The organism is Bradyrhizobium sp. UFLA05-108 (assembly GCF_059803455.1).
This window is the reverse complement of sequence record NZ_JBANAZ010000013.1, coordinates 82,072-105,046: the sequence shown is the minus strand read 5'-3', so window position 1 is coordinate 105,046 and position 22,975 is coordinate 82,072. Positions and strand designations below refer to the sequence as shown.

Here is a 22,975-nt window from a genome sequence, read left to right as displayed (position 1 = left end):
CGGTGGACCTCTGTCACCTGATCGATCGCAACGCGGCGTTCGCGCCGGACAAGCCGGCGATCCATTTCGAAGGGGAAAGCTTGAGCTATGCGGCCTTTGCCGCGCGCATCGAGCGAACCGCCAGCGCGTTGAAGGCCCAGTTCGGCGTCGGCCGCGGCGATCGCGTCGCGATCCTGAGTTTGAACCGGCCTGACTACCTCGTCCTGCTCTACGCGTGCGCACGTCTCGGCGCGATACTCGTCCCGCTAAACTGGCGGCTCGCGGTGGCCGAGCAGCTTTTCATTCTCACGGACGCCGGCGCCAAGGTGCTGGCACTCGAAGAGGCTTTCGCCGGCGTTATTCCGGAGCTGGAGCGAAGCCTGCCGGGCATCAGCCTTCTGGGTCTCGACTTCGCTCCACCGGATGGCAGCACCTTTGCCTCACTGCTGGAATGCGGCGACCATGATGGGCGCAATCCGCATGCCGATCTCGCCTGCCCGCTTCTCATCGTCTACACGTCGGGCACGACCGGGCGGCCGAAGGGCGCGGTGCTGCGTCAGGAAGCGCTGTTCTGGAACGGCGTCATGAGCCAGCACATGCACAATCTGACGTCGGACGATCACGTGCTGACGGTGCTGCCGTTCTTTCATGTCGGCGGACTCAATATCCAGACCACGCCGGCTCTGCACGCAGGTGCGAGCGTTACGATTCATTCCCGCTTCACGCCGGAGGCGGCGCTTGCCAGCTTCGAGCGCGACCGCCCAACGCTGACGGTATTGGTACCGGCGATCATCCAGGCGGTAAGCGATCATCCCGGCTGGGCTGCGGCCGATGTTTCGTCCTTGAAGGCCATCGCCACGGGATCGACCATCGTGCCACCGCACCTGATCGAGCGCTTCGTCGCGCGCGGTGTTCCGGTCTTGCAAGTCTACGGCTCGACCGAGACCTGCCCGATCGCCGTTTACACCCGGCTCGGCGGAGATATATCGCGCGCGGGCTCGACTGGCCTGCCCGGCCTCTTCTGCGAGGCCAAGGTGATTGGCACTGACGGCACCGAGGTGCCGCCTGGAACGCCTGGCGAGATCGCAGTGCGCGGCCCCAACGTATTCTTCGAGTATTGGGGCAACGAGGACGCCACGCGCGATGCGCTGCATGACGGCTGGTATCGCACCGGTGACATTGGCCTGCGCGATGACGACGGGTATTTCTGGGTCCGGGATCGCAAGAAGAACATGATCATTTCCGGCGGCGAAAACGTCTATCCAGCCGAGGTCGAGCGCGTCCTGATGGATCATCCGGATGTCAGCGAGTGCGCCGTGATCGGCAGGCCTGATCCGCGCTGGGACGAAGTGCCGGTCGCTTATGTGATCCCGCGGTCGGGCCGTCGGCCCGACGCCGACCAGTTGAAAGCGCATTTGCAGGCGCAGCTTGCACGCTACAAGGTTCCGCGCGAGTTCGTCTTTGTCCCCGACCTGCCGCGCACGGCGCTGGGCAAGGTGCAGCATTTCCTGCTGAAGAAGCTCGACGCGCAGTCGTGCGCACAGGGAGAAGTCTCTTGAAGATTGCCGTGCTGGGCGGCGGCAACGGTTCCTTCGCGGCCGCCGGTGATTTTGGGCTGTCCGGGCACGAGATTCGGCTCTGGCGGCGCGACGGAGATCAAGTGGCGGCGCACCGCGCAGCCGGTTCGCGCGTCCTCGTCAAGGACCACCGCGGCCGGCACGAGGTCTGGCTTGAGCTGGTCACGACCGACATTGCCGAGGCGATCAGCAACACCGAGCTGATCCTGTGCCCCGCACCGGCCTTTGCCCAGCAGGATATCGCTCGCCTGCTTGCACCGCACCTGCGAGACGGGCAGGTCGTTTTTCTGCCGCCGGCAACCTTCGGCTCGATGATCTTCGCTCTGGCTCTGCGCGACTGCGGCAACCGCGCAAAGGCGAGCTTTGCCGAAACCGGTACGCTGCCCTGGCTGACGCGCAAGCATGGACCGTTCGAGGTCGCGATCACGATCCGCGCTAAGCGATTGCCGGTCGGCGTATTCCCGCTCAGCCGGGCGCCACACGCGCTCGATGTGATCGGCCGCGCGTTTCCTGATGCGATTGAACCGTGCGGAGACGCTCTGTCCGGCGCCTTGATGAATGCAGGGCCTATCATCCATCCGCCGCTGATCGTCATGAACGCCGGTCCGATCGAGCATTTTGAACGCTGGGACATCCATAAGGAAGGCACGCAAGCCGCGATCCGACGGGTAACGGATGCGCTTGACGCCGAGCGCATCGCGGTGCGCGAAGAGCTCGGCTACGAAGCTCCGCACTTCCCACTTGCCCACCATTACGCAAAGGAAGGCGAGATCTGGATGTATGGCCGCGGCTCGCATGATCGGCTGACCGATTCCGGCGATTGGCGCGAGCGGATCGTGCTGAGGGACCATCGCTACATGCGGGAAGATCTGCGGCTCGGGCTCTCGTTCCTCGTCTCGGTCGCCGAGCTAACCGGCGTTGCAACGCCGCTCGCGCGGGCCTTCCTCTCCATCGGCGGCGCAATCTGCGGCGAGGATTTTGCACAAAGTGGTCGCACGCTCGCAAGCTTGGGTCTCGGCCAACTCAGCCAAGCCGAATTGCAGACATTGCTACGCGAGGGCTTTGACCGATGACCGCCCGCGCCCACATCGCCTGTCTCGGCGCTGGCCGCATGGGCCGCGGGATTGCGGTCGCCTTTGCTTATGCCGGGCATGCTGTCACGATGATCGACGTCAAGGCGCGCTCTGCGGAAGACTTCGCAAGACTCGAGGCCGACGCGTTGAATGAGGCCCGGAAGACATTCGCGAGTCTGACGCGCCTTGGACTGCTCACCGATGTGCAAGCTGACATGCTCATCAGGCGGGTCTCGGTGGTACCGGCCAGTGAAAGCGATGAAGCCCTGTCCAGCGCTGGCCTGGTCTTCGAAGGGGTCCCCGAAGTCGTTGCGCTCAAGCGCGACGTGCTCGCCGCCGCATCAAGGCAGGTCGGACGCGACACCATCATTGCTTCCACGACATCGACGATCCTCGTCGACGATCTCTCCTGTGCGATCGAACATCCAGGCCGCTTCCTCAACGTGCACTGGCTCAATCCGGCCTATCTGATCCCTCTGGTCGAAGTCTCGCCAGGCGCCGCCACCGATCCGGCCGTTGTGGCTCAAGTCAAGGCGCTGCTCGAAGGCATCGGCAAGGTGCCGGTGGTCTGCGCCGCAACGCCCGGCTTCATCGTCCCGCGCATCCAGGCGCTCGCCATGAACGAGGCTGCGCGCATGGTCGAGGAAGGCGTTGCCAGCGCCGAGGAGATCGACAAGGCGATCCGCTACGGGTTCGGCTTCCGCTATGCGGTCCTGGGCCTCCTGGAGTTCATCGATTGGGGCGGCGGCGATATTCTCTTCTACGCCAGCCGCTATCTCGAAGGCGCCCTCGGTAGCGAGCGCTATCGGGCGCCCGAAGTCATTTCCCAAAACATGCAGGAAGGCCGGATCGGACTTCGTACCGGCGCAGGTTTCCTCGATTATTCGGGGCTCGATATCGACGCCTATCGCGAGGCACGGCTCAAGGCGATGGTCGACCTGCTCCGGCATTTTGGCCTCGCGCGACCGCCCGCGCTCGACGACGACTAGCTGAACACGTTTTGCAGCACGCCGTCACGCACCACCGCAACGCCGTCCAGCTCGATCGTGGTTCCCATCATCGGCAGGTCGAAATGTCCCGCCGTGTAGCGGCCGGCAAATTCGTTCGCGCCGGTCGAGAACAGGAAGTTGCCGGAGACCGCGCGCAGTTCGGTGCCGTTGGTGTCGCGCTGATCGTACATCGACAAGGCCTCATAGCGGGCGCCCGGGTTCATGCCGAACCCCACATGCGACACCGCATAGGCCTCCCGGTCGCCCCATGCCGCGAGGTAGGCGCGCATCATGGCAGCGTCGGTGCCCTCTCCTTCGAGTTCGACGACATAGTCGTCTTTCAGCGTCATTGTCACGGGAGATGTCAGGTAACGCTTGAAGGTGAGATTGATGTCACCCGGCGCCATGATAACAGTCCCGTTGATGGTCCCGCTCTTTGGAAAGCTGACGACGATGCCGCCCGGCCAATGCGCCAGCGTCCCCGGCTTGTCGGTCCACCCCCAGACCCCGACCGTCGAAGCCCCGACCATGTCGACATCGAGAGCCGTGCCTGCCTTCGAGGTGACGCGCATCCGCTTCGTTCCGCGCAGCATCTTCGCTGCCGCGCGAACCCGCTTTTCGAGCGCTGGATCCGGCACCATGCGCTCGAGCGCTTCCGGATGCTCATTGGAGATCACCAGAATTCGGGCACCGGCCTTCAGGATTTCCGGCGTCTCCACGGCGTGCATCAGGCCTTCAATGGTGCAATCGACCACGAAACCGGCCTGCTGCAGGGCACTGATGACGGGCGCCATCCGCTGGATCGCCTCGCTCGCCCCGGTAGAACGGACGGGCACGATATGGCGGTTCCTCGGCGTGGGCATAACGACATGGAACGGTCGTGCGCCTATACGCAGCAGAGCGAGCTCCGCCAGATGCACGTTGAGCGCACGCGACTGGGTTTCCGAAAGGATGGCGGCCGTATCGCCAGCCTTGACGGCACACCGCTCAAAAATCTCGCAGAACGCGTCGATCCATTTCGCCTCGATCCGATCCGCCAGCATGGTTCGCTCCCCGACTTTCTTATTCTCTTGTTCGCTCAGATCACGCCTCGGGAAATCCCCGCAGCAGGTACGACCGCGCAGCTTGCAACAGCGCGTTCAGTATCAATCCCAGCAGAGAGATCGTGATCAACGGCACGAACATGTCAACGGCCTGGAACGTGCGGGCCGCAGTGATGAGCACGTGGCCGAGGCCGTCGGTCGACGTGATCATCTCGGCCAGGAACACCACGATGCACGAAATGACGAGCCCGATGCGGCAGCCCGTCAGGATCGACGGCATCGCAGCCGGCAGCACGACCTTGAGCAAGATCTCCCGCCGCGGCGTACCGGCCGCCATCGCCGACCAGATCAGCTTCTGCTCCACGGTGGAGGCACCATAATAGGTGGACAAAAGGATCGGGAACAGCGCATCCGCGGCGACCAGCGCGATCTTCGATTCATGACTGAAGCCGAGTAGCAGCAGCAGCGCAGGATAAAGCGCGACTTTTGGCAACGGCGCGAGAACCCGTACGAGCGGCCGCACGATGGCGTTGATCGCAGGACTCGCGGCCGCCACCATACCGATGCTGACGCCCAGCGCGACCGCAATCAGGAAACCCGCGAATAGCCGGAACAGCGTCGCGATGATCTCCTGCTGAAAACCGACGGTGGCAAGCTGTTGCAGCAACCGCGTAAATACGAATCCCGGTGGAGGTAGCAACGCGACTGGTGCAACTCCAAACGATACCAAGCCCTGCCACGATGCAATGAGCAAGGCGATCGGCAGAAGCCCGAGGAATACGTCCGTAGAGAGCGCGCGCGACTTCATGAAAAGCTCAGGGGCATGTCGAACTGAGGCTCCGACCACCGCACCAGGCGTGCCCGGACCTTCTCGAAGGCAGCATCAAGGCCTATTCCCATGGCACCGACGATAATGATCATAGCGAAGACGGTGTCGTACTGGCCCATGTCCAGCGCATTGAACAGGATATTGCCTGCGCCGGACTGACGGGCGATCATCTCGCTGGTGATCATGGTGATCAGCGCCAGCACGAGCCCTGTACGACAACCAGTCAGGATCTCCGGCAACGCCGCTGGCAGCACGATGCGGACCAGGCGTTGTACGGATGACAGGCCCATGGCCGCCCCGGACCATAGCATCTTCTCCTCGACCGCCTTGGCACCTTCAAAGCTGTGATAAATTACCGGCAGGCTGACACCTAGGAAGATGACAAGCGTCTTGGCGATATCGCCGACGCCCAGCCAAAGCATGATGATCGGCATCAACGCCGCCTTTGGCACGGGATAGATCACCATCAGAAGCGGATTGAAGAACGCCGCCACGGCCCGGCTTCGGCCCATCAGGAGCCCAAGGGGGATCGAAACGGCGACGGCTGCGGCAAATCCGATCGTCATGCGACGCAGCGACGCCAGGATATTAATCAGGGACTCCTTGTCGCCAAGGATGGCAGGAACCGCACGCATGGCTTCGAGCGCGGTCGGGAAACTGTCGTTCTTCAGAGCAAGCGCCGCAACCTGCCACACCGCGAGCAGCCCGACGCAGGCGAGCACGGGAGCAACGCGCCTACCGATGGCAGCGGGCAAAGTCATGCCTTCACACCCGTCTCGTCGCCATCATCGAACATGCGTTCGATATCGACGACGTATTTCTGATAGCGCGGGTCGAGCAGCAGCTCGGTGCGCCGGCGCGGCCGAGGCAGATCGATATCGACCACCTGCCGGATACGGCCGGGGGATCGCGACATCATCACGACCTTGTCCGAAAGAAACACCGCCTCATCGACGGAGTGCGTCACGAACAGAACCGTCTTCCGATCTCGTTCCCAGATGTTCAAGAGGTCGTTCTGAAGCCGTGTACGAGTATGAGCATCGAGCGCTCCGAAGGGCTCATCCATCAGCAAGACTTCGGGATGGTAAGCGAGCGTACGAGCAAGCGCGACGCGCTGCTTCATTCCGCCTGACAGCTCCTTGGGAAAGAAATTCTCGTAGCCCTTGAGGCCGACCATCTCGATCAGCGCGCGGCTTTGTGCTTCCGCTTCAGTCGCACGGACGCCTTGCTGACGCGGTCCGTACATGACGTTGCCGAGGACGGTCTTCCAGGGAAAGAGCGCGAACTCCTGAAATACCGGCCCGCGATCGGGCCCCGGTGCCGTGATCGTCTTGCCCTTCACTTTCGCGGAGCCGCTGGTCGGACTGACGAAACCGCCGACGATGTAGAGAAGCGTCGACTTGCCGCAGCCGGACGGCCCGAGGATGGAGACGAAAGCGCCTGCTTCGATCGTCAGCGAAATTTCCGAAAGCGCAAGATGATCCTTGCGCGCGGACGTTTGAAAGATCTGCGAAACGCGGTCGATCTCGATCATGGCGGTCGACGGCTGTCGTGCCGGCACTTGAACCGCCATCTCGCTCGATCTTGAAGGCAACACCTTCATGCCGTCTCTTGCCTCATGCGTACGCTGATCCGTATGCGAACGACCTGCTGAATTCCCTTCACGATTGGCATCAGCTTAGCAAGAAACTTGCCAGACGAATGCCGCCCTAGCGCGCGAGTCGATCACTTGAACCACGGCCATTCCGCCGGTCCTTCGTGTGTGACCGCTCCGCCCGGAGCCTGCCCAACCAGACGCGCATATTTCGCAAGGGCGCCGGCGCGGTGGCGCGGTGGCCGCGGTTTCCAGTTGCGCCGGCGCGTTGCGAGCTCCTGTTCGTCGACCAAAAGGTCCATGCGACGGCCGCCGGCGTCGATCCGAATTCTATCGCCGTCGCGCACGAGCGCCAACGGGCCTCCGATGAAGGCTTCAGGAGAAACGTAGCCGATACACATGCCACGTGTCGCGCCGGAAAAACGCCCATCGGTGATCAGGGCGACCTTCTCGCCCATACCCTGGCCATAGATCAGCGCCGTGACGCCGAGCATCTCGCGCATGCCGGGGCCGCCAACTGGTCCTTCATTGCGGATCACCAGGACCTCACCCGAGGTGTAGTTACGGTTACGCACGGCTTCGACACATGCCTCTTCGTCTTCGAAGACACGTGCGGGCCCTTCAAAGGACAGGCTCTTCAGTCCAGCAACCTTGATCACGGCACCATCCGGGCAGAGACTGCCCTTCAGCACTGCAACGCCTCCATCGCTCATAATGGGTGTGCCGGCCGAATAAATTACTTCGCCATCCGGCGCGTTGGCGCTGCCATAGTCCTCGGCGAGTGTACGACCGGTAATCATCAGGGCGCTTCCATCGATATGCCCGCTCTGAACGAGTTCACGGATCACCACGGCGGCTCCGCCGATATCGTAAACATCCTTGGCGGTGTACTTGCCGCCGGGACGCAGATTTCCAATCAGCGGGGTACGGGCAAAAACCTCGCCAACGTCATCGATGGTGAAGGAAATCCCGGCCTCGTTCGCTATTGCCGGCAGGTGCAAGGCCGCATTCGTCGAGCCACCGGTGGCCGCGACAATTGCGGCACCATTTTCCAGCGCCTTCCGTGTCACGATATCACGCGGCAATGGCCCGCCGCGCTCGAGCATTTCCATGACGAGCCGGCCCGCACGGCGCGAGACCTGCGCGCGTTCCGGATAGACACCGGGAATCATCGAACAATTGGGGATGGTGAGGCCCATCGCCTCCGAAACCATCGCCATGGTGTTTGCGGTGAATTGTCCGGCGCACGCGCCGATGGTCGGCAAGCAGCTTCGCTCGATCTTTTCGAGTGTTGGACCATCGATCTCGCCGGTCATGAAGCCGCCGACCGCCTCATAGGAATCGAGGACGGTCAGCGTTCGTCCTTCCAGTCGGCCCGGCAATGCACTGCCGCCGTAGATGAAGATCGACGGCACATTGCAGCGGATCATGCCCATCATCACGCCGGGAAGCGTCTTGTCGCAGCCGCCGAAGCCGATCAATGCGTCGTAGGCAAGGCCGTGAACGACGGCTTCGATGGAGTCGGCGATCAGCTCGCGCGAAAACAGCGAGAACTTCATTCCCTCGTGATTCATGCTGATGCCGTCGGACACCGAGATCGTCGTGAACTCGCGAGGTGTTCCGCCGGCTTCCTCGATGCCCGCTTTGGCCGCCTCGACCTGGAAATCATGCGTCATGTTGCAGGGCGTCTGCTCACCCTTCATGCTGACGACGCCGACCATCGGCTTGGCGAGAGCCGCGTCGTCCAGCCCCATCGCGCGCATGAATGCGCGATGCGGCGCGCGGTCGAGGCCGTCAGTCGTTATCCGGGAGCGCAGCTTGTTCATGTCGGTATCATCTACATTCGACGTCCCACCCAATATTGGGACGCCGCAAATCGTTCCGGCTATTCGCCGAGCTGCTTATTGCAATGGCGCAACGATGGTCGGATGCTTGAACTGCGCGACATCCAGTTTCGGCAGCATTCCGGTTTCGGCGTAGATATCCAGCATCTTCTGGATCGCCGGGAAGTTCGGTGCAGCGCCCGGATCTCGCCCGAAATCATTGTCCTTCAACAAGTAGGTGTCGAGAACCGGGATCGGCGCCTTGAGTACTTCAGATACCACCTTCAGCGTTTCTTCGCGGTTCGCCAGCGCTTTCTTCATGCCGGAGGTGATGTCGCGCACATAGGCCTTCACCAGTTCCGGGTTCTTGTCGACGAAATCGGCGCGGCAGGCTTCAAGGATATGCACGATGTTCGGCATGGCCTGCGACAGCGAAAACAGCTTGCGCGTGCCACCCTTTGCTTCCGCACGCGCGGCAAATGGCTGGTTCATGTTGACGGCGTCGACCCGGCCCTGCCGCAATGCGTCTTCGGAGACCGCAAAGCCGACCTCGACGAGCTTGATGTCCTTTGCGGGATCGATGCCATTCTGCTTGAGCAGCATGTTGAACGGTCCCTGCGTGCCACCGCCGATCACCGAAATGCCGACCGTCTTGCCCTTGAGATCGGCGATCGTCTTGATCGGCGAGTCGTCCATCACCGCCCAATAGACCGAAAATCCGCCCGGCTTCTCGAACACGTGCTGAGCGACGATGTAGGCCTTGAGATTGCCGCCGACCACGCCGTTGGACAGGGACAAGGGCGCCTGCGTGGCGCAGTCGAGCGCGCCGGCGGCCAGTGCCTGCGTCATGGGCGCGGTGCCCTGGAATTGCGTCCACTCGATATTATAGGTCTTGCCGAGATCGGGAAATTCCGCCGGCCGCCGCATCATCCAATATTTGGATTCCTCAGCCGGAATGGTCCAGCCGACGCGGATCGTCTGCTGCGCCCGCGATGAGCCCGTGCTCGCGGCGATCGCCGCCACCGTCCCAAATGCCAGGACCCACTTTGAAACCGTCCGCATCATGCCGCTCCGCTGCTTCGACGCCGACCGGCGCCACCCAACCCGACCAGGAGCCAAATGTTTCATGGTTCAAACAGTCAGGCAAGCCATGCGCACCGACGCGATTTCCCGATCGGCTCCCGTGTATGCTAGGGCCACATTCAACCAGCATTGCTCAGAAGGAAGCGACCCATGGCCGAATCCCCCGGCGCGACGCCGCACACCGCCGAGAAGCTCGGCTATCTGGGCCTCGGATTGATGGGTGCCCCCATGACCCGGCGACTGCTCGCGGCTGGTTACGAGGTAGCGATTTGGAACCGTTCGGCCGCGAAGGCGGCGGCCCTCGTCGAAGCCGGCGCGAAGCGCTCAACCAGCCCCCGCGACGTTTTGACCAGTGCCAGCGTCGTTTTCATGTGCCTGACGGATGCCGCGGCAGTCGAGGAAGTGATCTTCGGCCCTGAAGGACTTTTCACGGTTCCAGGCGCGGGAAAGCTCGTCGTCGACTTCTCATCCATCCATCCGGATGCCGCGCGCGACATTGCCGCGCGGCTCAAGGCGGCAAACGGCACGGGCTGGATTGACGCGCCGGTCTCGGGCGGCACAAAAGGAGCAGAGGAAGGCACGCTAGCGGTCATGGCTGGCGGAGATCCCGCCGACGTCGAGAGGGTGCGGCCGTACGTCCTTGCAATGGCGCGCAGACTCACACACATGGGCCCGATCGGCGCCGGCCAGACGACCAAGCTCTGCAACCAGGTGATCGTTGGCTGCGCGATGGCCGTCCTTGCCGAAGCAACGCGTCTTGCGGTGAATGCAGGGATCGACGCAGGACGACTTCCGGAAGCGCTCGCCGGAGGCTTTGCCGATTCCATTCCCCTCCAGCTCTTCGTCCCACGGATGGTTCGGGGCATTCATTCCCCGCCGCTCGGCCACATCGCGACTATGCTGAAGGATCTCGACACCGTCGCCGATGTCGCCCACGCCACCTCGACGCCCGTTCCGATGGCTTCGCTCGCGGGGCAGCTGTTCAGACTTGCCAGCGCGAGCCGCGGGGCGGATGCCGATGCGCTGGAGATCTACCAGCTCTCCGCACCGAAAGGCTGAATCGGCTTGAACGCGGAAACGCCGAACCGGTCCGTCTTACGACGGCTTCTGGCGATCATCGTCCGCCAAAAAATGCCCGTAGCTCCCGCGCGCAAAAAGCAGCGGCTCGTTTCGATTGTAGGAATAGGCCTCGACGGCTCCAAGAAAGATCACGTGGTCGCCGCCATAATATCGATTGACCGATCGGCATTGAAAGTTGGCAACACCTTCGGCAAGCACCGGCGCATTCCCGAGCCCGGGACTCCAGTCAACGCCGGTGAACTTGTCGTCCGAGGATTTTGCGAACGTGTTCGCAAGTGCCTGCTGTGAGGCGCCGAGCACGTTGACTGCGAAATGGCTGGCATTCTGAAACACGGTCAGGCTCGACGAATAGACCACGAGACTCCAGAGCACGAGCGGCGGATTGAGAGATACCGAAGCGAATGAATTGCACGTCAGACCGTAGGGTTTGCCGTCCGGACCCGCGGCGGTAATGATGGTCACCCCCGTCGCATAGGTGCCAAGGGCAGTGCGAAAATCGCGCGGATCGATCGGCGAGTTGTCGCTCGCCAGTTCGTTCGCTGGGTCTGCGGCCGGCGGCTGCTTGGGCAAATCAGTCATCAGCCGGCCTCACAGCGTCAAGTTCTCGGACGGCAGGCCGAGCGCGACACGGCCGTAGTTGGTCCCGGCTGCATCGAAATTGAACGCAAGGTGCGAGTTGATGGCATGAGCATCGCGGAATTGCCGCTGCAAGACGCCGCTCGTGAACAATCCCCGCGCACCGCTGGCGGCAAACAGCATCGACACCGCCTCGGTACACAGATTGACCGAGAATGCGCCGTCGCGTCGGTACTTGGTCTTGGCTGCCATGCTCGGAACGTGGCAACGCCGCGCATCTTCCATGGCAAGCGCACAGGCAGAGCGCATGATCAAGCGCGCGGCGTCGACCTTCGCCGAGGCATCGGCAATCTTGATCTGCGTGCTCTGGAAATCGCTCAGCTTGGCGCGGTTGTAGGTCGATATGCGGTGGCGAACGACCTCGACGTAGTCGTCCAGGCACGCCTGAGCATTTCCGAGCGCGACGCCGGACAGAACGTACGGAAACAAGGAAAATACCGGAAGCGCATAGAGCTGATTGGGATTGACCGCGCTCCCGGGCGTCGGACCTCCGGCCAGATTGCCGACGGCGACCGTCATGTAGTCGGGAACAAAGGCATCCCTGACTTCCACGTCACTCGAACCGGTGCCCCGCAGTCCCGCCGCGTTCCACGTGTCGAGGATCTTGTAGTCCTGCCTGGGAAGCAAGAAGATGCGATATTCGATGCCATCGGCCTCATCATCGGAGTAGACCACGCTCGCAAGCATGTTCCATTCGCAGGACGCCACGCCCGACGAGAATGGCCAGCTTCCGTGCAACCGATAACCGCCATCGGTCTTCCGGGCACGACCGGCCGGGAAAATGAACGACGAAGCGATCAGGGTATTGGCATCGCGGCCCCAGACCAAAGTCTGGGCCTTCTCTTCGAACATGCCGAGCATCCAATGGTGGCTCGCCAGATTGGCAAAATTCCAGGCCACTGAAGCGTCTGCCTGCCCCAACAGGTCGGCACAATCGATCAGCGCAACGTAATCGAGCTCCGATCCGCCGAAACGCCTGGGCTGAAGAATCCTGAATAGGCCGGCGTCATGAAGGTCCTGTTCGGTCTCGGGCGGAAGGCGTCGAAGCTCCTCCGTCCGCGCCGCGCGCTGGCGCAATTGTGGAACGAGCGCCCTCGCGCGCGCGATCATCGCGGCATAGGCACGCTCACCGGTCTCAGCCTCCGGCTGGGCCGCACCTGAGATGGGATTGCCGGCCACCATTCGTATCCTTCGTTTCCGCAACTGTTATGCGGCCGGAAGCCCGCCAAATCAAGACGATGCAATGTCAGCGACCGGATTCGGTTTTGTACCCGGGTTGCTCGAACGGATGAGATATTGCAAACGCCGGCAACGCGAAACAGCGCTCCGCGAGCCGGGTCACGGTCGGAAACGGCGCCATATTCAATTTGAGGAAATGGGCTCCCACAACCTGCCCCGCAATGCAGATATCAGCTATCCCGGGCATGGCGCCTAAGGCGAACGGAGCCGGCGATCGTCTTGCCAGGAGCCGCTCATAGGTCGCCAACGCCTCGCGCGCCCAATGCTCGGCCCATCCTGTGACCGCGTCACCATCTGCCCCGAATGCCTTTACGAGGTGATTGCGCACACGCGGCGTCACCAGCGGATGGGCGTCCGCGACCGTCACCAGAGCCAGCGACCGCGCATATGCGCGATCGGCCGGATCGGTTGGCAACAACCTCGGCCCGTGACTGACATCGTCGAGATACTCGATGATCGCGAGCGATTGAAACACCCGGTATCCGTCGTGCACCAAAGTCGGCACGACACGCTCCGTGTTCACGGCATCATAGTCAGGCGTGAACTGCTCGCCCGACATGATGTCGATGGGGATTTCCCTGAACGGCAAAGCCTTGAGCTTCAGCGCCACCCGCACGCGAAAGGACGCGATCGATCGCCAGAAACCGTAGAGTTCGATGTTCATCGTCACTCCCTTCCATTCGCCAACGCTTCCGGCCCTAGGCAAGGTTCAGGGAACGGGTACCCCCGGTCGCCGGCCGGCTCCGAAGGCTCCGCTCTCCGCAAGCTCGGCGAGCCATCGCTCGTCATAGCCAAGCGTCTCGCGCAAGACGTCCCTGGTGTGCTCACCCAACAGCGGCGCCGCGACGGGCTCAACGGCGGGCGTGAGATTCATGGACACCGGAGATTCGATGTTAGGCACCCAGCCCGCCGTGGGGTGCGGGATCTTATTCAGCCGTTGCCGCTCTCGCGCCTCGGGTGCATTGAAGCCTTCCTCGACAGTGCGAAGATAGCCAACCGGGATATTGGCCTGTTTCATCTTCATCATCCAGTTCTCGAGGCGATCGCCTGCAAACACCTCGGCAATGGCGGCGCGCAGCCTCTCCTTGTTTTCGGAGCGTGCTTTCCGCGTGGCAAAGCGGGGATCGGTGATCAGCTCAGGTCGATCAAGCACCTCGACGACAAGACGCCGGTAAAGCCTGTCATTGGCGCAAGCCATATAGAGCGGTCCGTCAGACGCCTCGTAGACTCCGACGGTGGGAGAACCGCTCGGCGAATTGCCGAATCGTCCGGGATTGTGGCCGTTGATGAGATAAGCCATGCCATAGAAGCCGGTCATGGCCATCGCAATATCAAACAGCGCGACTTCAACGTGCTGCCCGCGGCCCAGCTTCTCCCGGGCCAGCAGCGCAAGGAGGATAGCGTTGCCGGCGGCCATCCCTGTCGCCATGTCGACGATCGGCGGACCAGTCCGAACCGGCGGGCCATCAGGGAAGCCGTTCAGCGACATGAAGCCGCTCTCGGCCTGGGTGATAGGATCAAAGCCGGGCCGCGAAGCAAACGGCCCGGTGCGGCCATAGGCAGAGATCGAGCAATAAACCAGCCGCGGGTTGGTCGGCGCGACCGATACATAATCGAGGCCGAACTTCTTCATGACGCCGCCCGAGAAATTCTCGACGACCACGTCCGCCTTGCGGATCAGCTCGCGCGCCACGTCGCGCGCGGCCGGCACCGCAAGATCCAGCGCGATGCCACGCTTGTTGCGATTGAGGCTGAGGAAGGCGGCGCTCTCGCCTCCGATCTCGGCGTGCTCATAGGCCCGCGTATCGTCGCCGCCGTCGGGATTCTCGATCTTGATGATGGTGGCGCCGAAATCGCCAAGCGTCTGCGTACAGGCGGGCCCCGCGACCACGCGCGTGAAATCGATGACCAGCAGTCCGCCAAGTGCCGTAGGTCCGTTCCCGGCGCGCGGTGGACGCTCCGGCAGTTGCGGCTGATCGATCATGCGCGCTCGCTCCCTACATCGGCTTGTGCCCGCCGAATAGCAACTTTAAAGCCCGCCTCTCGGCACGGGCAAGTCCCCTGCCCGCTTGCGATCATAAAGCAATGATGCCGCGGATCGCCGGCGTCTCTCAAAACGCAAAAACGGCCCGGCAGCGTCAAGCTGCCGGGCCGTTTCAACGTAGCGAACGATGGCCTGCCGTCCGTGCTTTGCGCGGCGCATTCCGCTTCACGGAAGCATGATGGCCCCTAAACCCCGTTCAGCCATTTTCGCCAGTAAAGCGTATTGCGCCACCCCCAAGGCACCTCCGGCTCATAAAGCCGGTAGCCCGTCCTGATGAAGTTATTCGCAGATATCCTGTTGTCGGCCGTGTCCGAAACGATGCTCTCCCCCTCTGAGCTATCTCGTCTGACGTGAGCGGCATCATGACGAAAAAACCCGCAGCGGAATTCTCCGCGCGGGTTGATGCAAACTCTTTCGATGATGCCACTATAGAGGTGATTTGCCCGACGCGTCAAGTGCAACTTCGCTTAATCAGAAGCCTATCACAGACCTATCAAACTTTATCTAAAATGCACGAAACCGAATTTGGCGGAATGAAACTTCTTCACGCCACTATCGCCTCCAATCTTGTCGAGTGACTGAAGGATCAAGCGTTGAGCGGCGGCCCGACGTTTGAAATCCATCGAGGAGGAGATCGATGTACTACGTCGCCGCTGCACTGCTTGGCTTGTCGGGCCTGTTCTATTCCGCGAGCCATCACGAGATCGGCTCGTTCGGCGCCACCATGTGTACCTATGGCAGCGCGTTCTGTGACAATCCGATCTACGTTCTCACCGGAGCAGGTCTCGCGGCCGCCTGGGGAATGTTCGTCAGCGTCCGCTAGTCCGCAATCTCCGCCCTCGCCTCAACAACAAAGCCCGCGACCGGTGAACGGCGCGAGCTCCGACGATTTCTGCGATGATGCCTGTTTACAGGTGATTTGCCCGACGTGTCAACCGCAAATGCGGACAATCCGAAACGCGGGTCGAACTGACCCGCGGGAACTTTTGATCCTTGCCCCGAGTTAGCCGGGAGAATTGGGAAAAAGCCAGCCGACGCGAGACCCCGCTGTTCATGACCGCCCCCATCCTTCCCGCACCGCCAAAATCCTTCCGGATGGTGCTAAAGCGGCTGGGGCCCGGTCTGATCACGGGGGCGGCCGACGACGATCCGTCGGGCATCGCCACCTATTCGCAGGCCGGCGCGCAGTTCGGCTATGGCCTGCTCTGGACGGTGTTTCTCACCCTGCCGTTCATGATCGCGATCCAGCTCGTCAGCGCGCGGATCGGCCGGGTCACCGGCAAGGGGCTGGCGGCCAACGTCATGAAGATCGTGCCGCGCTGGCTGGTGCTGGCGCTGGTCGCCATGCTGGTTGCCGCGAACACGTTCAACATCGCCGCCGACATCGCCGCGATGGCGGAGGCGCTCTCGCTGGTCATCGGCGGGCTGAACCACGAGCACGCGCTGATCTTCGCGGCGTCCTCGACCCTGCTGCAGATCTTCGTGCCCTATCGCCGCTACACGCCGGTGCTGAAATTCCTGACGCTGTCGCTGTTCGCCTATGTCGCGACCGCCTTCACCGTGAACATCCCCTGGAGCACGGCGCTGCTGGCGGCGGTCTGGCCGCAGGCCAATGTCAGCGCCGATTATTTCCTGATGGTGGTCGCCGTGCTCGGCACCACCATCAGCCCCTATCTCTTCTTCTGGCAGGCCTCTCAGGAGGTCGAGGAGATGAACCACAAAAACCGCCAGCCGCTGGCGAAGGCGCCGCGCGCGGGCGATCCCGAGCTGACGCGCATCAGGGCCGACACCACGCTCGGCATGCTGCTCTCGAACGGCATCGCCTTCTTCATCATCCTGACCACAGCGTCCGTGCTGCACGCCAATGGCGTGACCAAAATCAATTCGGCGACGGAGGCCGCCGAAGCGCTGCGGCCGCTCGCCGGCGATTTCACCTTCCTGCTGTTCGCGCTCGGCATCATCGGCACGGGCCTGCTGGCGATCCCGGTGCTGGCGGGCTCGGCGGCCTATGGCGTTGCGGAAATCTTCGGCTGGCGCGCCACGCTGGAGGCGAAGCCGGATGAAGCCGTCGGCTTCTACACGATCATCGCGGCCGCGACCGTCATCGGCTTCTCGCTCGGCTTCACCGGCATCGATTCCATCCACATGCTGGTGTGGAGCGCCGTGCTCAACGGCATCGTCGCCGTCCCCATCATGGTGATGATGATGCTGATCGTCTCGAACGCCGGCGTCATGGGCCAGTTCAGGGCGCGGACATGGCTGATCGCGCTCGGCTGGCTCGGCACGGCGCTGATGGCGCTCGCGGTCGTCGCCCTGCTCGGCTCGTCCGTCGTCGGTTGAGCGTGATCCGGAAAAGTGTGAAGCGGTTTTCCGAAAAGATCATGCTGAAATGACAACCTGAAGCGCGATGACGATTCCCCCTGATCTCATCGCGCTCTGGGCGTGCGGCTCAGTTCGAGGTGAGGGCCGCCGAAACCTGCGACGCGATGATGAAGGCCACGAACACTGCCGGCACGCTGATCAATCTCAGAAACTGGTCTACCGAAAGCATCGCGTCGTCCCCCAAGACAATGCGCCTTCCCTAGCCGTGCGCCCTAGAGCTCCGTTCCGATTGAATCGGAACTGAGCTCTAGATTCTAGTTTTGACGCGTTTTCTTTCGCGAACCGGTCGCCACTTCGCTGGAAAACGCTTTACTGAACCCTCTGCACGATTTGCTGATCGGCCGTGAGAATCTGGTCGGAAATGGCTGCCCCGCCCAAGGTGAGCAGCGCCAGAATCGAGATAAAAGCCAAGGCTTGCATGGGGCTGATGGTGGGGGTGCGATTGTGGCCAAAACGGAAAGAAGCCGGCGCGATTTCGCGGCGATCTCCGGAAAGATCATGGCTATCCCCAGCCTTTCCGGCAGCCATTTCGCGCTGCAAAACAACGCTGCTGCATAAGCCCTGCGCGCCTCCATCGCTTCTCGGGGCTCGCGCCTTAGCCTAATTCTATTGCGTGACAAACACTGCTTTCGTCATCCTGAGGAGCGCGGGACGCGCGTCTCGAAGGATGGCCGCGGGCGAGATCCGGGCCTTCATGGTTCGAGACGCGCTCCGCGCTCCTCACCATGAGGGTCTTATGACGCGGTAAGACGAACAGGTTCTGCGGGCGTCGTGCGAAAGCCGGGTCGCCGCATCGCCAAATCAAGCGCGACAAACGCGAAGCGTTTGCGCGGAGATCAACAAGGCTCATCAAGCAGCCGCCGGGGAGCGACATGACGACATCATCCAAAGCCACTGCCATCGAAATCCTCGCCTGCGATGCCGGCTGGCGAAACTACCATTTCGTCAAGCTGACGACGGAAGACGGCATCGTCGGCTGGAGCGAGTTCGACGAAGGCTTTGGCTCGCCCGGTGTGGGCGCCGCGATCCAGCGCCTGTCGAGCCGCGTCATCGGGCAAAACGTCTTCCAGCACGAGCGCATCCATGCCGAGCTGTTCGCAGCGACGCGGCCGGCCGCCGGCGGCGTCGTGGCGCAGGCGCTGGGTGCGATCGAGAACGCGCTGCTCGACGCCAAGGCCAAATGTCTCGGCGTGCCCTGCTACGAGCTCCTCGGCGGCAAGATCCGCGATCGCGTCCGCGTGTACTGGTCGCATTGCGCGACGTGGCGGATCAATCATCCCTCCTGGTACAAGCCGCCGATCGAAAGCCTCGACGGCGTCAAGGCGATGGGCCGCGAGGTGCGCGAGAAGAAATTCACCGCGCTCAAGACCAACATCTTCTCCTATGACGAGGGCAAGCCGACCGGCTGGCGCCCCGGCTTCGGCTCGCCGTTCCTGCCCGAGATCAATGTCGATCGCAAAATCCTGCGCGACCTGCACATGCATCTGGAGGCGATCCGCGACGGCGCCGGTCCTGACGTCGAGATCCTGCTCGACTGCAACTTCAACGCCAAGACCGAAGGTTATTTGAAGATCCTGCGCGCGATCGCGGACATCGACATGTTCTGGGTCGAGATCGACAGCTTCAATCCGGAAGCGCTCGGCTATATCCGCAGGCAGAGCCCGCACCCGATCTCGTCCTGCGAAACGCTCCTGGGGCTGCGCGAATTTTTGCCCTATTTCCGCGAGCAGGCCATGGACGTCGCGATCGTCGACACGCCCTGGAACGGCGTCTGGCAGTCGATGAAGATCGCTTCAGTCGCCGAAGCCTTCGAGGTCAACGTCGCGCCGCATAATTTCTACGGCCATCTCTGCTCGATGATGAACGCGCATTTCTGCGCCGCCATGCCGAACCTGCGCATCATGGAGATCGACATCGACCGCCTGGCGTGGGACCGCGAGCTCTTCACGCATGAGCCGGAGATCGCGAACGGCCATCTCGTCATTCCGAACCGCCCGGGCTGGGGCACCGAGCCGAACGAGGAGGCGCTTGCCGCGCACCCGCCGAAGACCCACGGCGGGCTGCTCAGCTACGGCCGCAAGAGCTGAAGGACTACGGCGTTATGGGGTTGACGGCCGGGGATGCCTTCGGCCCCGGACGCACCGGCTCGATCGGAGATTTCGGATCGGTCGGCAGCACCATGGCGCCCGCGGCACGCGCGGCTTCACCCGTGGTGTGATACATCGCGACCTGCGCCGACTGCGTCTTGGCCCGGCTCCACGGGCCATGGTCGACAAGCAGCATCGCGGCAATGGTAACGCCGGCGACGATCAGCGCGATCACGCCGGGATGGCGAAGCGCAATAGCAAGGGAGTTCGTGAAGCTTGTTGCCATCGAACACTCTGGGCTGTTTCCTCTCATGGGTTAATTCAATGAGGTCGCGCGTGGTTCCGTCTCAAACGGCGCGGTTCCTTCGGAACCCAGCGATTGTCGCGGAAGCTCACTTCACGTCGGGACGCGCGTCACCGACGAACTTGTCGCGGTTCGGCATCTTGATCGCGGTGAGCGCCTTGGCGTCGAGCGTCGCATCCGCGGCCACCAGTCCATTCAGGCTGAGGATGTAGGCCGACACCGCATAGACGTCGTCAGTGCTGAGAGATTGCGGTGCGTTCTGCGGCATGGCGCGGCGGATGTAGTCGAACAGCGTCGTTGCGTAAGGCCAGTAGCTGCCGACGGTACGGATCGGCCTCGCCGTGCCGATCGTCCCCTGCCCGCCGACCAGCCGATCGCCCAAACCGCCCTCGCCTTTGTCGCCATGGCAGGACGCGCATTGCTGAGCGAACACCTCGCCTCCCCGACTGACCGTGCCGCGCCCCTCCGGCAGATTGCTGCCGTCGCGTCCGATGTCGATGTTCCAGCCTGCGATCTCCGCGGGCGATGCCGGCCGTCCGATGCCGTAAGGACTTTGCGCAAAGACGCCGCTCGTCCACGCCCACAGCATGACCGCGACGGCGATGCCGTAAGCTTCACGCCAGCGCATTGGTCACCTCGCCGCTCTCTGCGATGCGCCAGGGCCAGATCGCGTTGTTGTGGTAGAAATAGTTTTCGCCGCGCACGGCCAGCAGCTCGGCAAGCGTCGGCTGGACGTAGCCGGTCTCGTCGATGGCGCGGCTCTGGATCACGGCGGCCTTGCCTTCCCACCGCCAGGGAAAGCGGAAGCGCGTCAACGCGCGCGTCAGGACCGGCTCCTGCAATTGCGCTGACTGCCAGCTCTTGCCGTCATCGGCGGACACCTCGACGCGGGCGATCTTGCCATGCCCGCTCCAGGCAATGCCGGTGATCTCGTGAAAGCCGGGCGCGTCGAGGCGCTGTCCGCCGGAGGGGCGCGTGATGATCGACTTGGCCTCCATGTAGAAGGAGAACTCGCGCGCGGTGCCGTCAGGCAGCAGGTCGGTGTATTTCGAGGTCTCCTCGCGCGAATAGGTGGGCTCCGACGTCACGTGCAGGCGCCGCAGCCATTTCACGCTCATGTTGCCCTCGAAACCGGGCAGGAAGAGCCGCAGCGGATAGCCTTGCTGCGGCCGCAGCCGCTCGCCGTTCTGGCTGTAGACCAGCATGGCGTCGTCGAGGCATTTCTCGATCGGGATGCTGCGCGTCAGCGCGGCGGCGTCGGCGCCTTCGGCCACGACCCATTTGGCTTCGGGCTTGAGGCCGGCTTCCTCGAGCACCAGTTTCAGGTTCACGCCGGTCCACTCGGCACAACTCACCAGGCCTACGAGGTCAGAGGCGGTCTTGCCGTAAGGCTTCGTAAAGCCGGGATTGCCCGAGCATTCCAGGAAGTGGATGCGCGATTGCGACGGAAAGCGCCGCAGGTCGTCCATGGTGAAGATCAGGGGACGTTCCACCAGGCCATGAAGCATCAAGCGATGCTGCGCCGGATCGATCGTCGGCACGCCGCCATGATGGCGCTCGTAGAATAGCCCGCTCGGCGTGATGATGCCGTCGAGCTCCTGCAGCGGCGTCCGGCTCGACGCGGATAAATACTGTTTGAGGCTTTTCGAGATGTTCTTGACGACGTTCTTCTCGAACGGCGACGGCGTCCCATAGGGCTGACTGCCCATCGGCTCGCCTGGCACCTTCATCCATTCGGGAATGTCGGGCGGCAGATTGTCCGCTTTGGCGGCCCCGCTGCCGAGAACGACTCCACTGAGTGCCGCGCCGCCAGACCTGAGGAAACGACGGCGCGTGGCCGCGTCGATGCCGGCAGTCGTTTGTGTCTTGGTCATTGCGGGCCCTCGTGGTCGACCGCATGAAATCGCCTTCCGAGCGCCTTGGCAATTCGCGTGCGTTTCAAAATCAGGCGATCGTCGCGACGGCTGATCTAAATCCACACTCGAGCGGAGGAGTTCCTTCCCGGTGCCGCAGCGCATGAACGATCTGATCGGCTCTACTCACCCGGCGAGATCGCGTTGCTCGGCGTCGGGCGGTCCGCGATCTGCTGACCGAACAGGCTCCCGATAAGCTCGACCGCCGTCCGCGCGGTGCGCCCGCGCTCGTCCAGGAACGGATTGAGCTCGACGATGTCGACCGACCGGACCAGGCCGGAATCGTGCAGCAGCTCCATGATGAGATGCGCCTCGCGATAGGTCGCCCCTCCCGGCACCGTGGTACCGACGCCAGGGGCCACGCAGGGGTCGAGAAAATCGACGTCGAAGCTGACGTGCAGCACGCCGTCGCTCTCCTTCACCCGCTCGATGAAGCGCCGGATCAGGACGGCGACCCCGAACTCGTCGATCTGGCGCATGTCGGCGACGCGGATGCGCCGCGTGCGCATCAACTCCTTCTCGAGCTTGTCGATCGAGCGCGTGCCGAACAGCTCGAGCTGGCCGGGATCGATCGAGGCCCGCGACTCCTTGCCGAGCAGCCCATTGAGACCGGGCTCGCCGCACAAGAACGCTGCGGACATGCCATGCATATTCGCCGTGATCGTCGTCGCCGGGGTGTTGTAGTCGGCATGCGCGTCGAGCCAGAGCACGAACAGTTTGCGCCCCCGCTCTTGCCAGTGACGCGCCATGGCATTGACCGAGCCCATCGACAGCGTGTGATCGCCGCCGAGAAAGATCGGGATCGCGCCGGTCTTCGCGACCTCGTAGGCGCGATGGCTCACGACCCGTGTCCAGCGCTGGATCTCGCGGTAGTGATTGGCATTCTGGGGCGGCTCGTCGCTGGAATCGGGAATGCCGGCGACCGAAAGGTCGCCATGATCGACGACCTCGAAGTCGAGATTTTCCAGCAAGGTCGCAAGGCCGGCGGTCCGCAAGGCCGCAGGACCCATCAGCGTCCCGCGCTGCGAAGCCCCCATGTCGATGGGAGCGCCGAGCAGCGCAATGCGCCTGGTTCGATCCGATGTTGTGCGATCGGTCACGACCATCTCCCTGATCAGGTCTGCGCTGAGGCGTCAGCCTAACAGAGATTCGCGTCCGTCGTTTCCCGGGGCTGATGCTGTCGCGGGCCGACACCGCTGGAACCAAACCTCGCCCACCGCATTTCCAGTGCAGGCCGGCACCCGCCGTCAAGACGGCGCCAGTCGCGGATAGCCAAAGGTCTTCGGACCCGCTGTTCAAA

General features: G+C 62.8%; 23 protein-coding genes and 1 pseudogene. 8 read left to right on the top strand and 16 right to left on the bottom strand.

Features of this window, described 5'->3' with window-relative positions; genetic code table 11:
* The first annotated feature begins 2 nt into the window (after positions 1–2).
* Genes SO140_RS12590 through SO140_RS12580 form a run of 3 tightly spaced genes read left to right on the top strand, consistent with a single transcriptional unit; the run spans position 3 to position 3,618 of the window.
* Positions 3–1,538 (top strand): class I adenylate-forming enzyme family protein, encoded by a 1,536-nt coding sequence (locus SO140_RS12590; RefSeq protein ID WP_498542614.1) that lies wholly within the window; start codon positions 3–5, stop codon positions 1,536–1,538.
* Positions 1,535–2,629: an NAD/NADP octopine/nopaline dehydrogenase family protein gene (locus SO140_RS12585; protein WP_449380095.1), complete on the top strand. Its 1,095-nt coding sequence runs from the start codon at positions 1,535–1,537 to the stop codon at positions 2,627–2,629. The genes SO140_RS12590 and SO140_RS12585 overlap by 4 nt, the downstream gene beginning before the upstream one ends.
* Positions 2,626–3,618: a 3-hydroxybutyryl-CoA dehydrogenase gene (locus SO140_RS12580; RefSeq protein WP_449380094.1), complete on the top strand. Its 993-nt coding sequence runs from the start codon at positions 2,626–2,628 to the stop codon at positions 3,616–3,618. Before SO140_RS12585 ends, SO140_RS12580 begins: the two co-directional genes overlap by 4 nt.
* Here the strand turns inward: SO140_RS12580 and SO140_RS12575 are convergent.
* The 6 genes from SO140_RS12575 to SO140_RS12550 form a co-directional block, all read right to left on the bottom strand.
* Positions 3,615–4,661 carry a 2,5-dihydroxypyridine 5,6-dioxygenase NicX family protein gene (locus tag SO140_RS12575; protein WP_498540926.1) on the bottom strand — a complete coding sequence of 349 codons (1,047 nt, stop codon included), beginning with the start codon at positions 4,659–4,661 and terminating at the stop codon, positions 3,615–3,617. The two genes, SO140_RS12580 and SO140_RS12575, sit on opposite strands and share 4 nt — an antisense overlap.
* Before the next feature lie 40 nt (positions 4,662–4,701).
* Complete coding sequence (locus tag SO140_RS12570) at positions 4,702–5,469, bottom strand: ABC transporter permease (protein ID WP_449380092.1); 768 nt, start codon at positions 5,467–5,469, stop codon at positions 4,702–4,704.
* The gene (locus SO140_RS12565) at positions 5,466–6,251 is read right to left on the bottom strand and encodes an ABC transporter permease (RefSeq protein ID WP_449380091.1); all 786 of its coding nucleotides are present in this window, start codon (positions 6,249–6,251) and stop codon (positions 5,466–5,468) included. Before SO140_RS12565 ends, SO140_RS12570 begins: the two co-directional genes overlap by 4 nt.
* The gene (locus tag SO140_RS12560; RefSeq protein WP_474799004.1) at positions 6,248–7,093 is read right to left on the bottom strand and encodes an ABC transporter ATP-binding protein; all 846 of its coding nucleotides are present in this window, start codon (positions 7,091–7,093) and stop codon (positions 6,248–6,250) included. Before SO140_RS12560 ends, SO140_RS12565 begins: the two co-directional genes overlap by 4 nt.
* A 122-nt stretch (positions 7,094–7,215) precedes the next feature.
* Positions 7,216–8,910, bottom strand: coding sequence for a dihydroxy-acid dehydratase (ilvD, locus tag SO140_RS12555; RefSeq protein WP_498540927.1), 1,695 nt, complete (start codon positions 8,908–8,910; stop codon positions 7,216–7,218).
* A 75-nt stretch (positions 8,911–8,985) separates the two neighbouring features.
* Positions 8,986–9,969 carry an ABC transporter substrate-binding protein gene (locus tag SO140_RS12550; RefSeq protein ID WP_449382091.1) on the bottom strand — a complete coding sequence of 328 codons (984 nt, stop codon included), beginning with the start codon at positions 9,967–9,969 and terminating at the stop codon, positions 8,986–8,988.
* 171 nt (positions 9,970–10,140) lie between these two features.
* On the opposite strand from SO140_RS12550, the gene SO140_RS12545 reads away from it, so the two are divergent.
* Positions 10,141–11,049, top strand: a complete 909-nt coding sequence (locus tag SO140_RS12545) for an NAD(P)-dependent oxidoreductase (RefSeq protein WP_449382090.1) — start codon at positions 10,141–10,143, stop codon at positions 11,047–11,049.
* 36 nt (positions 11,050–11,085) lie between these two features.
* On the opposite strand, the gene SO140_RS12540 is transcribed toward SO140_RS12545, so the two are convergent.
* From SO140_RS12540 to SO140_RS12520, 5 genes and pseudogenes are all read right to left on the bottom strand, one after another.
* Complete coding sequence (locus SO140_RS12540) at positions 11,086–11,649, bottom strand: flavin reductase family protein (RefSeq protein ID WP_498540928.1); 564 nt, start codon at positions 11,647–11,649, stop codon at positions 11,086–11,088.
* A 9-nt stretch (positions 11,650–11,658) separates the two neighbouring features.
* The gene (locus tag SO140_RS12535) at positions 11,659–12,888 is read right to left on the bottom strand and encodes an acyl-CoA dehydrogenase family protein (RefSeq protein ID WP_498540929.1); all 1,230 of its coding nucleotides are present in this window, start codon (positions 12,886–12,888) and stop codon (positions 11,659–11,661) included.
* A 64-nt stretch (positions 12,889–12,952) separates the two neighbouring features.
* Positions 12,953–13,609: a maleylacetoacetate isomerase gene (maiA, locus tag SO140_RS12530; protein WP_498540930.1), complete on the bottom strand. Its 657-nt coding sequence runs from the start codon at positions 13,607–13,609 to the stop codon at positions 12,953–12,955.
* A 45-nt stretch (positions 13,610–13,654) separates the two neighbouring features.
* Positions 13,655–14,929 carry a CaiB/BaiF CoA transferase family protein gene (locus tag SO140_RS12525; protein WP_498542613.1) on the bottom strand — a complete coding sequence of 425 codons (1,275 nt, stop codon included), beginning with the start codon at positions 14,927–14,929 and terminating at the stop codon, positions 13,655–13,657.
* A 245-nt stretch (positions 14,930–15,174) separates the two neighbouring features.
* Positions 15,175–15,315 (bottom strand): annotated as a pseudogene (locus tag SO140_RS12520) (GNAT family N-acetyltransferase); the annotation flags it as partial.
* Between the two features lie 36 nt (positions 15,316–15,351).
* Here SO140_RS12520 and SO140_RS12515 point away from each other — a divergent pair.
* From SO140_RS12515 to SO140_RS12505, 3 genes are all read left to right on the top strand, one after another.
* Positions 15,352–15,567, top strand: a complete 216-nt coding sequence (locus SO140_RS12515) for a hypothetical protein (RefSeq protein WP_498540932.1) — start codon at positions 15,352–15,354, stop codon at positions 15,565–15,567.
* A 59-nt stretch (positions 15,568–15,626) separates the two neighbouring features.
* The gene (locus SO140_RS12510; RefSeq protein ID WP_449382085.1) at positions 15,627–15,812 is read left to right on the top strand and encodes a hypothetical protein; all 186 of its coding nucleotides are present in this window, start codon (positions 15,627–15,629) and stop codon (positions 15,810–15,812) included.
* A 230-nt stretch (positions 15,813–16,042) separates the two neighbouring features.
* Entirely contained in the window at positions 16,043–17,329 is a 1,287-nt protein-coding gene (locus SO140_RS12505; protein WP_498540933.1) for an NRAMP family divalent metal transporter, read from the top strand.
* A gap of 351 nt (positions 17,330–17,680) precedes the next feature.
* Here the strand turns inward: SO140_RS12505 and SO140_RS12500 are convergent, their stop codons facing one another.
* Entirely contained in the window at positions 17,681–17,899 is a 219-nt protein-coding gene (locus SO140_RS12500; RefSeq protein ID WP_449382083.1) for a hypothetical protein, read from the bottom strand.
* A gap of 344 nt (positions 17,900–18,243) precedes the next feature.
* Between SO140_RS12500 and SO140_RS12495 the strand changes: the two genes are divergently transcribed.
* Positions 18,244–19,458: a mandelate racemase/muconate lactonizing enzyme family protein gene (locus SO140_RS12495; RefSeq protein ID WP_498540935.1), complete on the top strand. Its 1,215-nt coding sequence runs from the start codon at positions 18,244–18,246 to the stop codon at positions 19,456–19,458.
* 4 nt (positions 19,459–19,462) lie between these two features.
* Here the strand turns inward: SO140_RS12495 and SO140_RS12490 are convergent, their stop codons facing one another.
* The 4 genes from SO140_RS12490 to rocF all read right to left on the bottom strand — a co-directional run bounded on the left by SO140_RS12490 (position 19,463) and on the right by rocF (position 22,775).
* Positions 19,463–19,744, bottom strand: coding sequence for a hypothetical protein (locus tag SO140_RS12490; protein WP_449382081.1), 282 nt, complete (start codon positions 19,742–19,744; stop codon positions 19,463–19,465).
* Between the two features lie 106 nt (positions 19,745–19,850).
* Complete coding sequence (locus SO140_RS12485; RefSeq protein ID WP_498540936.1) at positions 19,851–20,390, bottom strand: c-type cytochrome; 540 nt, start codon at positions 20,388–20,390, stop codon at positions 19,851–19,853.
* Complete coding sequence (gene soxC, locus SO140_RS12480) at positions 20,377–21,636, bottom strand: sulfite dehydrogenase (protein ID WP_498540937.1); 1,260 nt, start codon at positions 21,634–21,636, stop codon at positions 20,377–20,379. Before soxC ends, SO140_RS12485 begins: the two co-directional genes overlap by 14 nt.
* A 161-nt stretch (positions 21,637–21,797) precedes the next feature.
* A complete protein-coding gene (rocF, locus tag SO140_RS12475) occupies positions 21,798–22,775 on the bottom strand; it encodes an arginase (protein WP_498540938.1) in 978 nt (325 codons plus the stop codon).
* Positions 22,776–22,975: the final 200 nt, after the last annotated feature.

Coding starts and splice junctions, on each gene's coding strand:
- SO140_RS12495 (WP_498540935.1), top strand. CDS start 18,244: ATGACGACATCATCCAAAGCCACTGCCATCGAAATCCTCGCCTGCGAT.
- soxC (WP_498540937.1), bottom strand. CDS start 21,636: ATGACCAAGACACAAACGACTGCCGGCATCGACGCGGCCACGCGCCGT.
- SO140_RS12490 (WP_449382081.1), bottom strand. CDS start 19,744: ATGGCAACAAGCTTCACGAACTCCCTTGCTATTGCGCTTCGCCATCCC.
- maiA (WP_498540930.1), bottom strand. CDS start 13,609: ATGAACATCGAACTCTACGGTTTCTGGCGATCGATCGCGTCCTTTCGC.
- SO140_RS12545 (WP_449382090.1), top strand. CDS start 10,141: ATGGCCGAATCCCCCGGCGCGACGCCGCACACCGCCGAGAAGCTCGGC.
- SO140_RS12535 (WP_498540929.1), bottom strand. CDS start 12,888: ATGGTGGCCGGCAATCCCATCTCAGGTGCGGCCCAGCCGGAGGCTGAG.
- SO140_RS12540 (WP_498540928.1), bottom strand. CDS start 11,649: ATGACTGATTTGCCCAAGCAGCCGCCGGCCGCAGACCCAGCGAACGAA.
- SO140_RS12575 (WP_498540926.1), bottom strand. CDS start 4,661: ATGCTGGCGGATCGGATCGAGGCGAAATGGATCGACGCGTTCTGCGAG.
- SO140_RS12515 (WP_498540932.1), top strand. CDS start 15,352: ATGACGAAAAAACCCGCAGCGGAATTCTCCGCGCGGGTTGATGCAAAC.
- SO140_RS12485 (WP_498540936.1), bottom strand. CDS start 20,390: ATGCGCTGGCGTGAAGCTTACGGCATCGCCGTCGCGGTCATGCTGTGG.
- SO140_RS12560 (WP_474799004.1), bottom strand. CDS start 7,093: ATGAAGGTGTTGCCTTCAAGATCGAGCGAGATGGCGGTTCAAGTGCCG.
- SO140_RS12525 (WP_498542613.1), bottom strand. CDS start 14,929: ATGATCGATCAGCCGCAACTGCCGGAGCGTCCACCGCGCGCCGGGAAC.
- SO140_RS12550 (WP_449382091.1), bottom strand. CDS start 9,969: ATGCGGACGGTTTCAAAGTGGGTCCTGGCATTTGGGACGGTGGCGGCG.
- SO140_RS12505 (WP_498540933.1), top strand. CDS start 16,043: ATGACCGCCCCCATCCTTCCCGCACCGCCAAAATCCTTCCGGATGGTG.
- SO140_RS12500 (WP_449382083.1), bottom strand. CDS start 17,899: ATGGCTGCCGGAAAGGCTGGGGATAGCCATGATCTTTCCGGAGATCGC.
- SO140_RS12580 (WP_449380094.1), top strand. CDS start 2,626: ATGACCGCCCGCGCCCACATCGCCTGTCTCGGCGCTGGCCGCATGGGC.
- ilvD (WP_498540927.1), bottom strand. CDS start 8,910: ATGAACAAGCTGCGCTCCCGGATAACGACTGACGGCCTCGACCGCGCG.
- SO140_RS12510 (WP_449382085.1), top strand. CDS start 15,627: ATGTACTACGTCGCCGCTGCACTGCTTGGCTTGTCGGGCCTGTTCTAT.
- SO140_RS12565 (WP_449380091.1), bottom strand. CDS start 6,251: ATGACTTTGCCCGCTGCCATCGGTAGGCGCGTTGCTCCCGTGCTCGCC.
- SO140_RS12570 (WP_449380092.1), bottom strand. CDS start 5,469: ATGAAGTCGCGCGCGCTCTCTACGGACGTATTCCTCGGGCTTCTGCCG.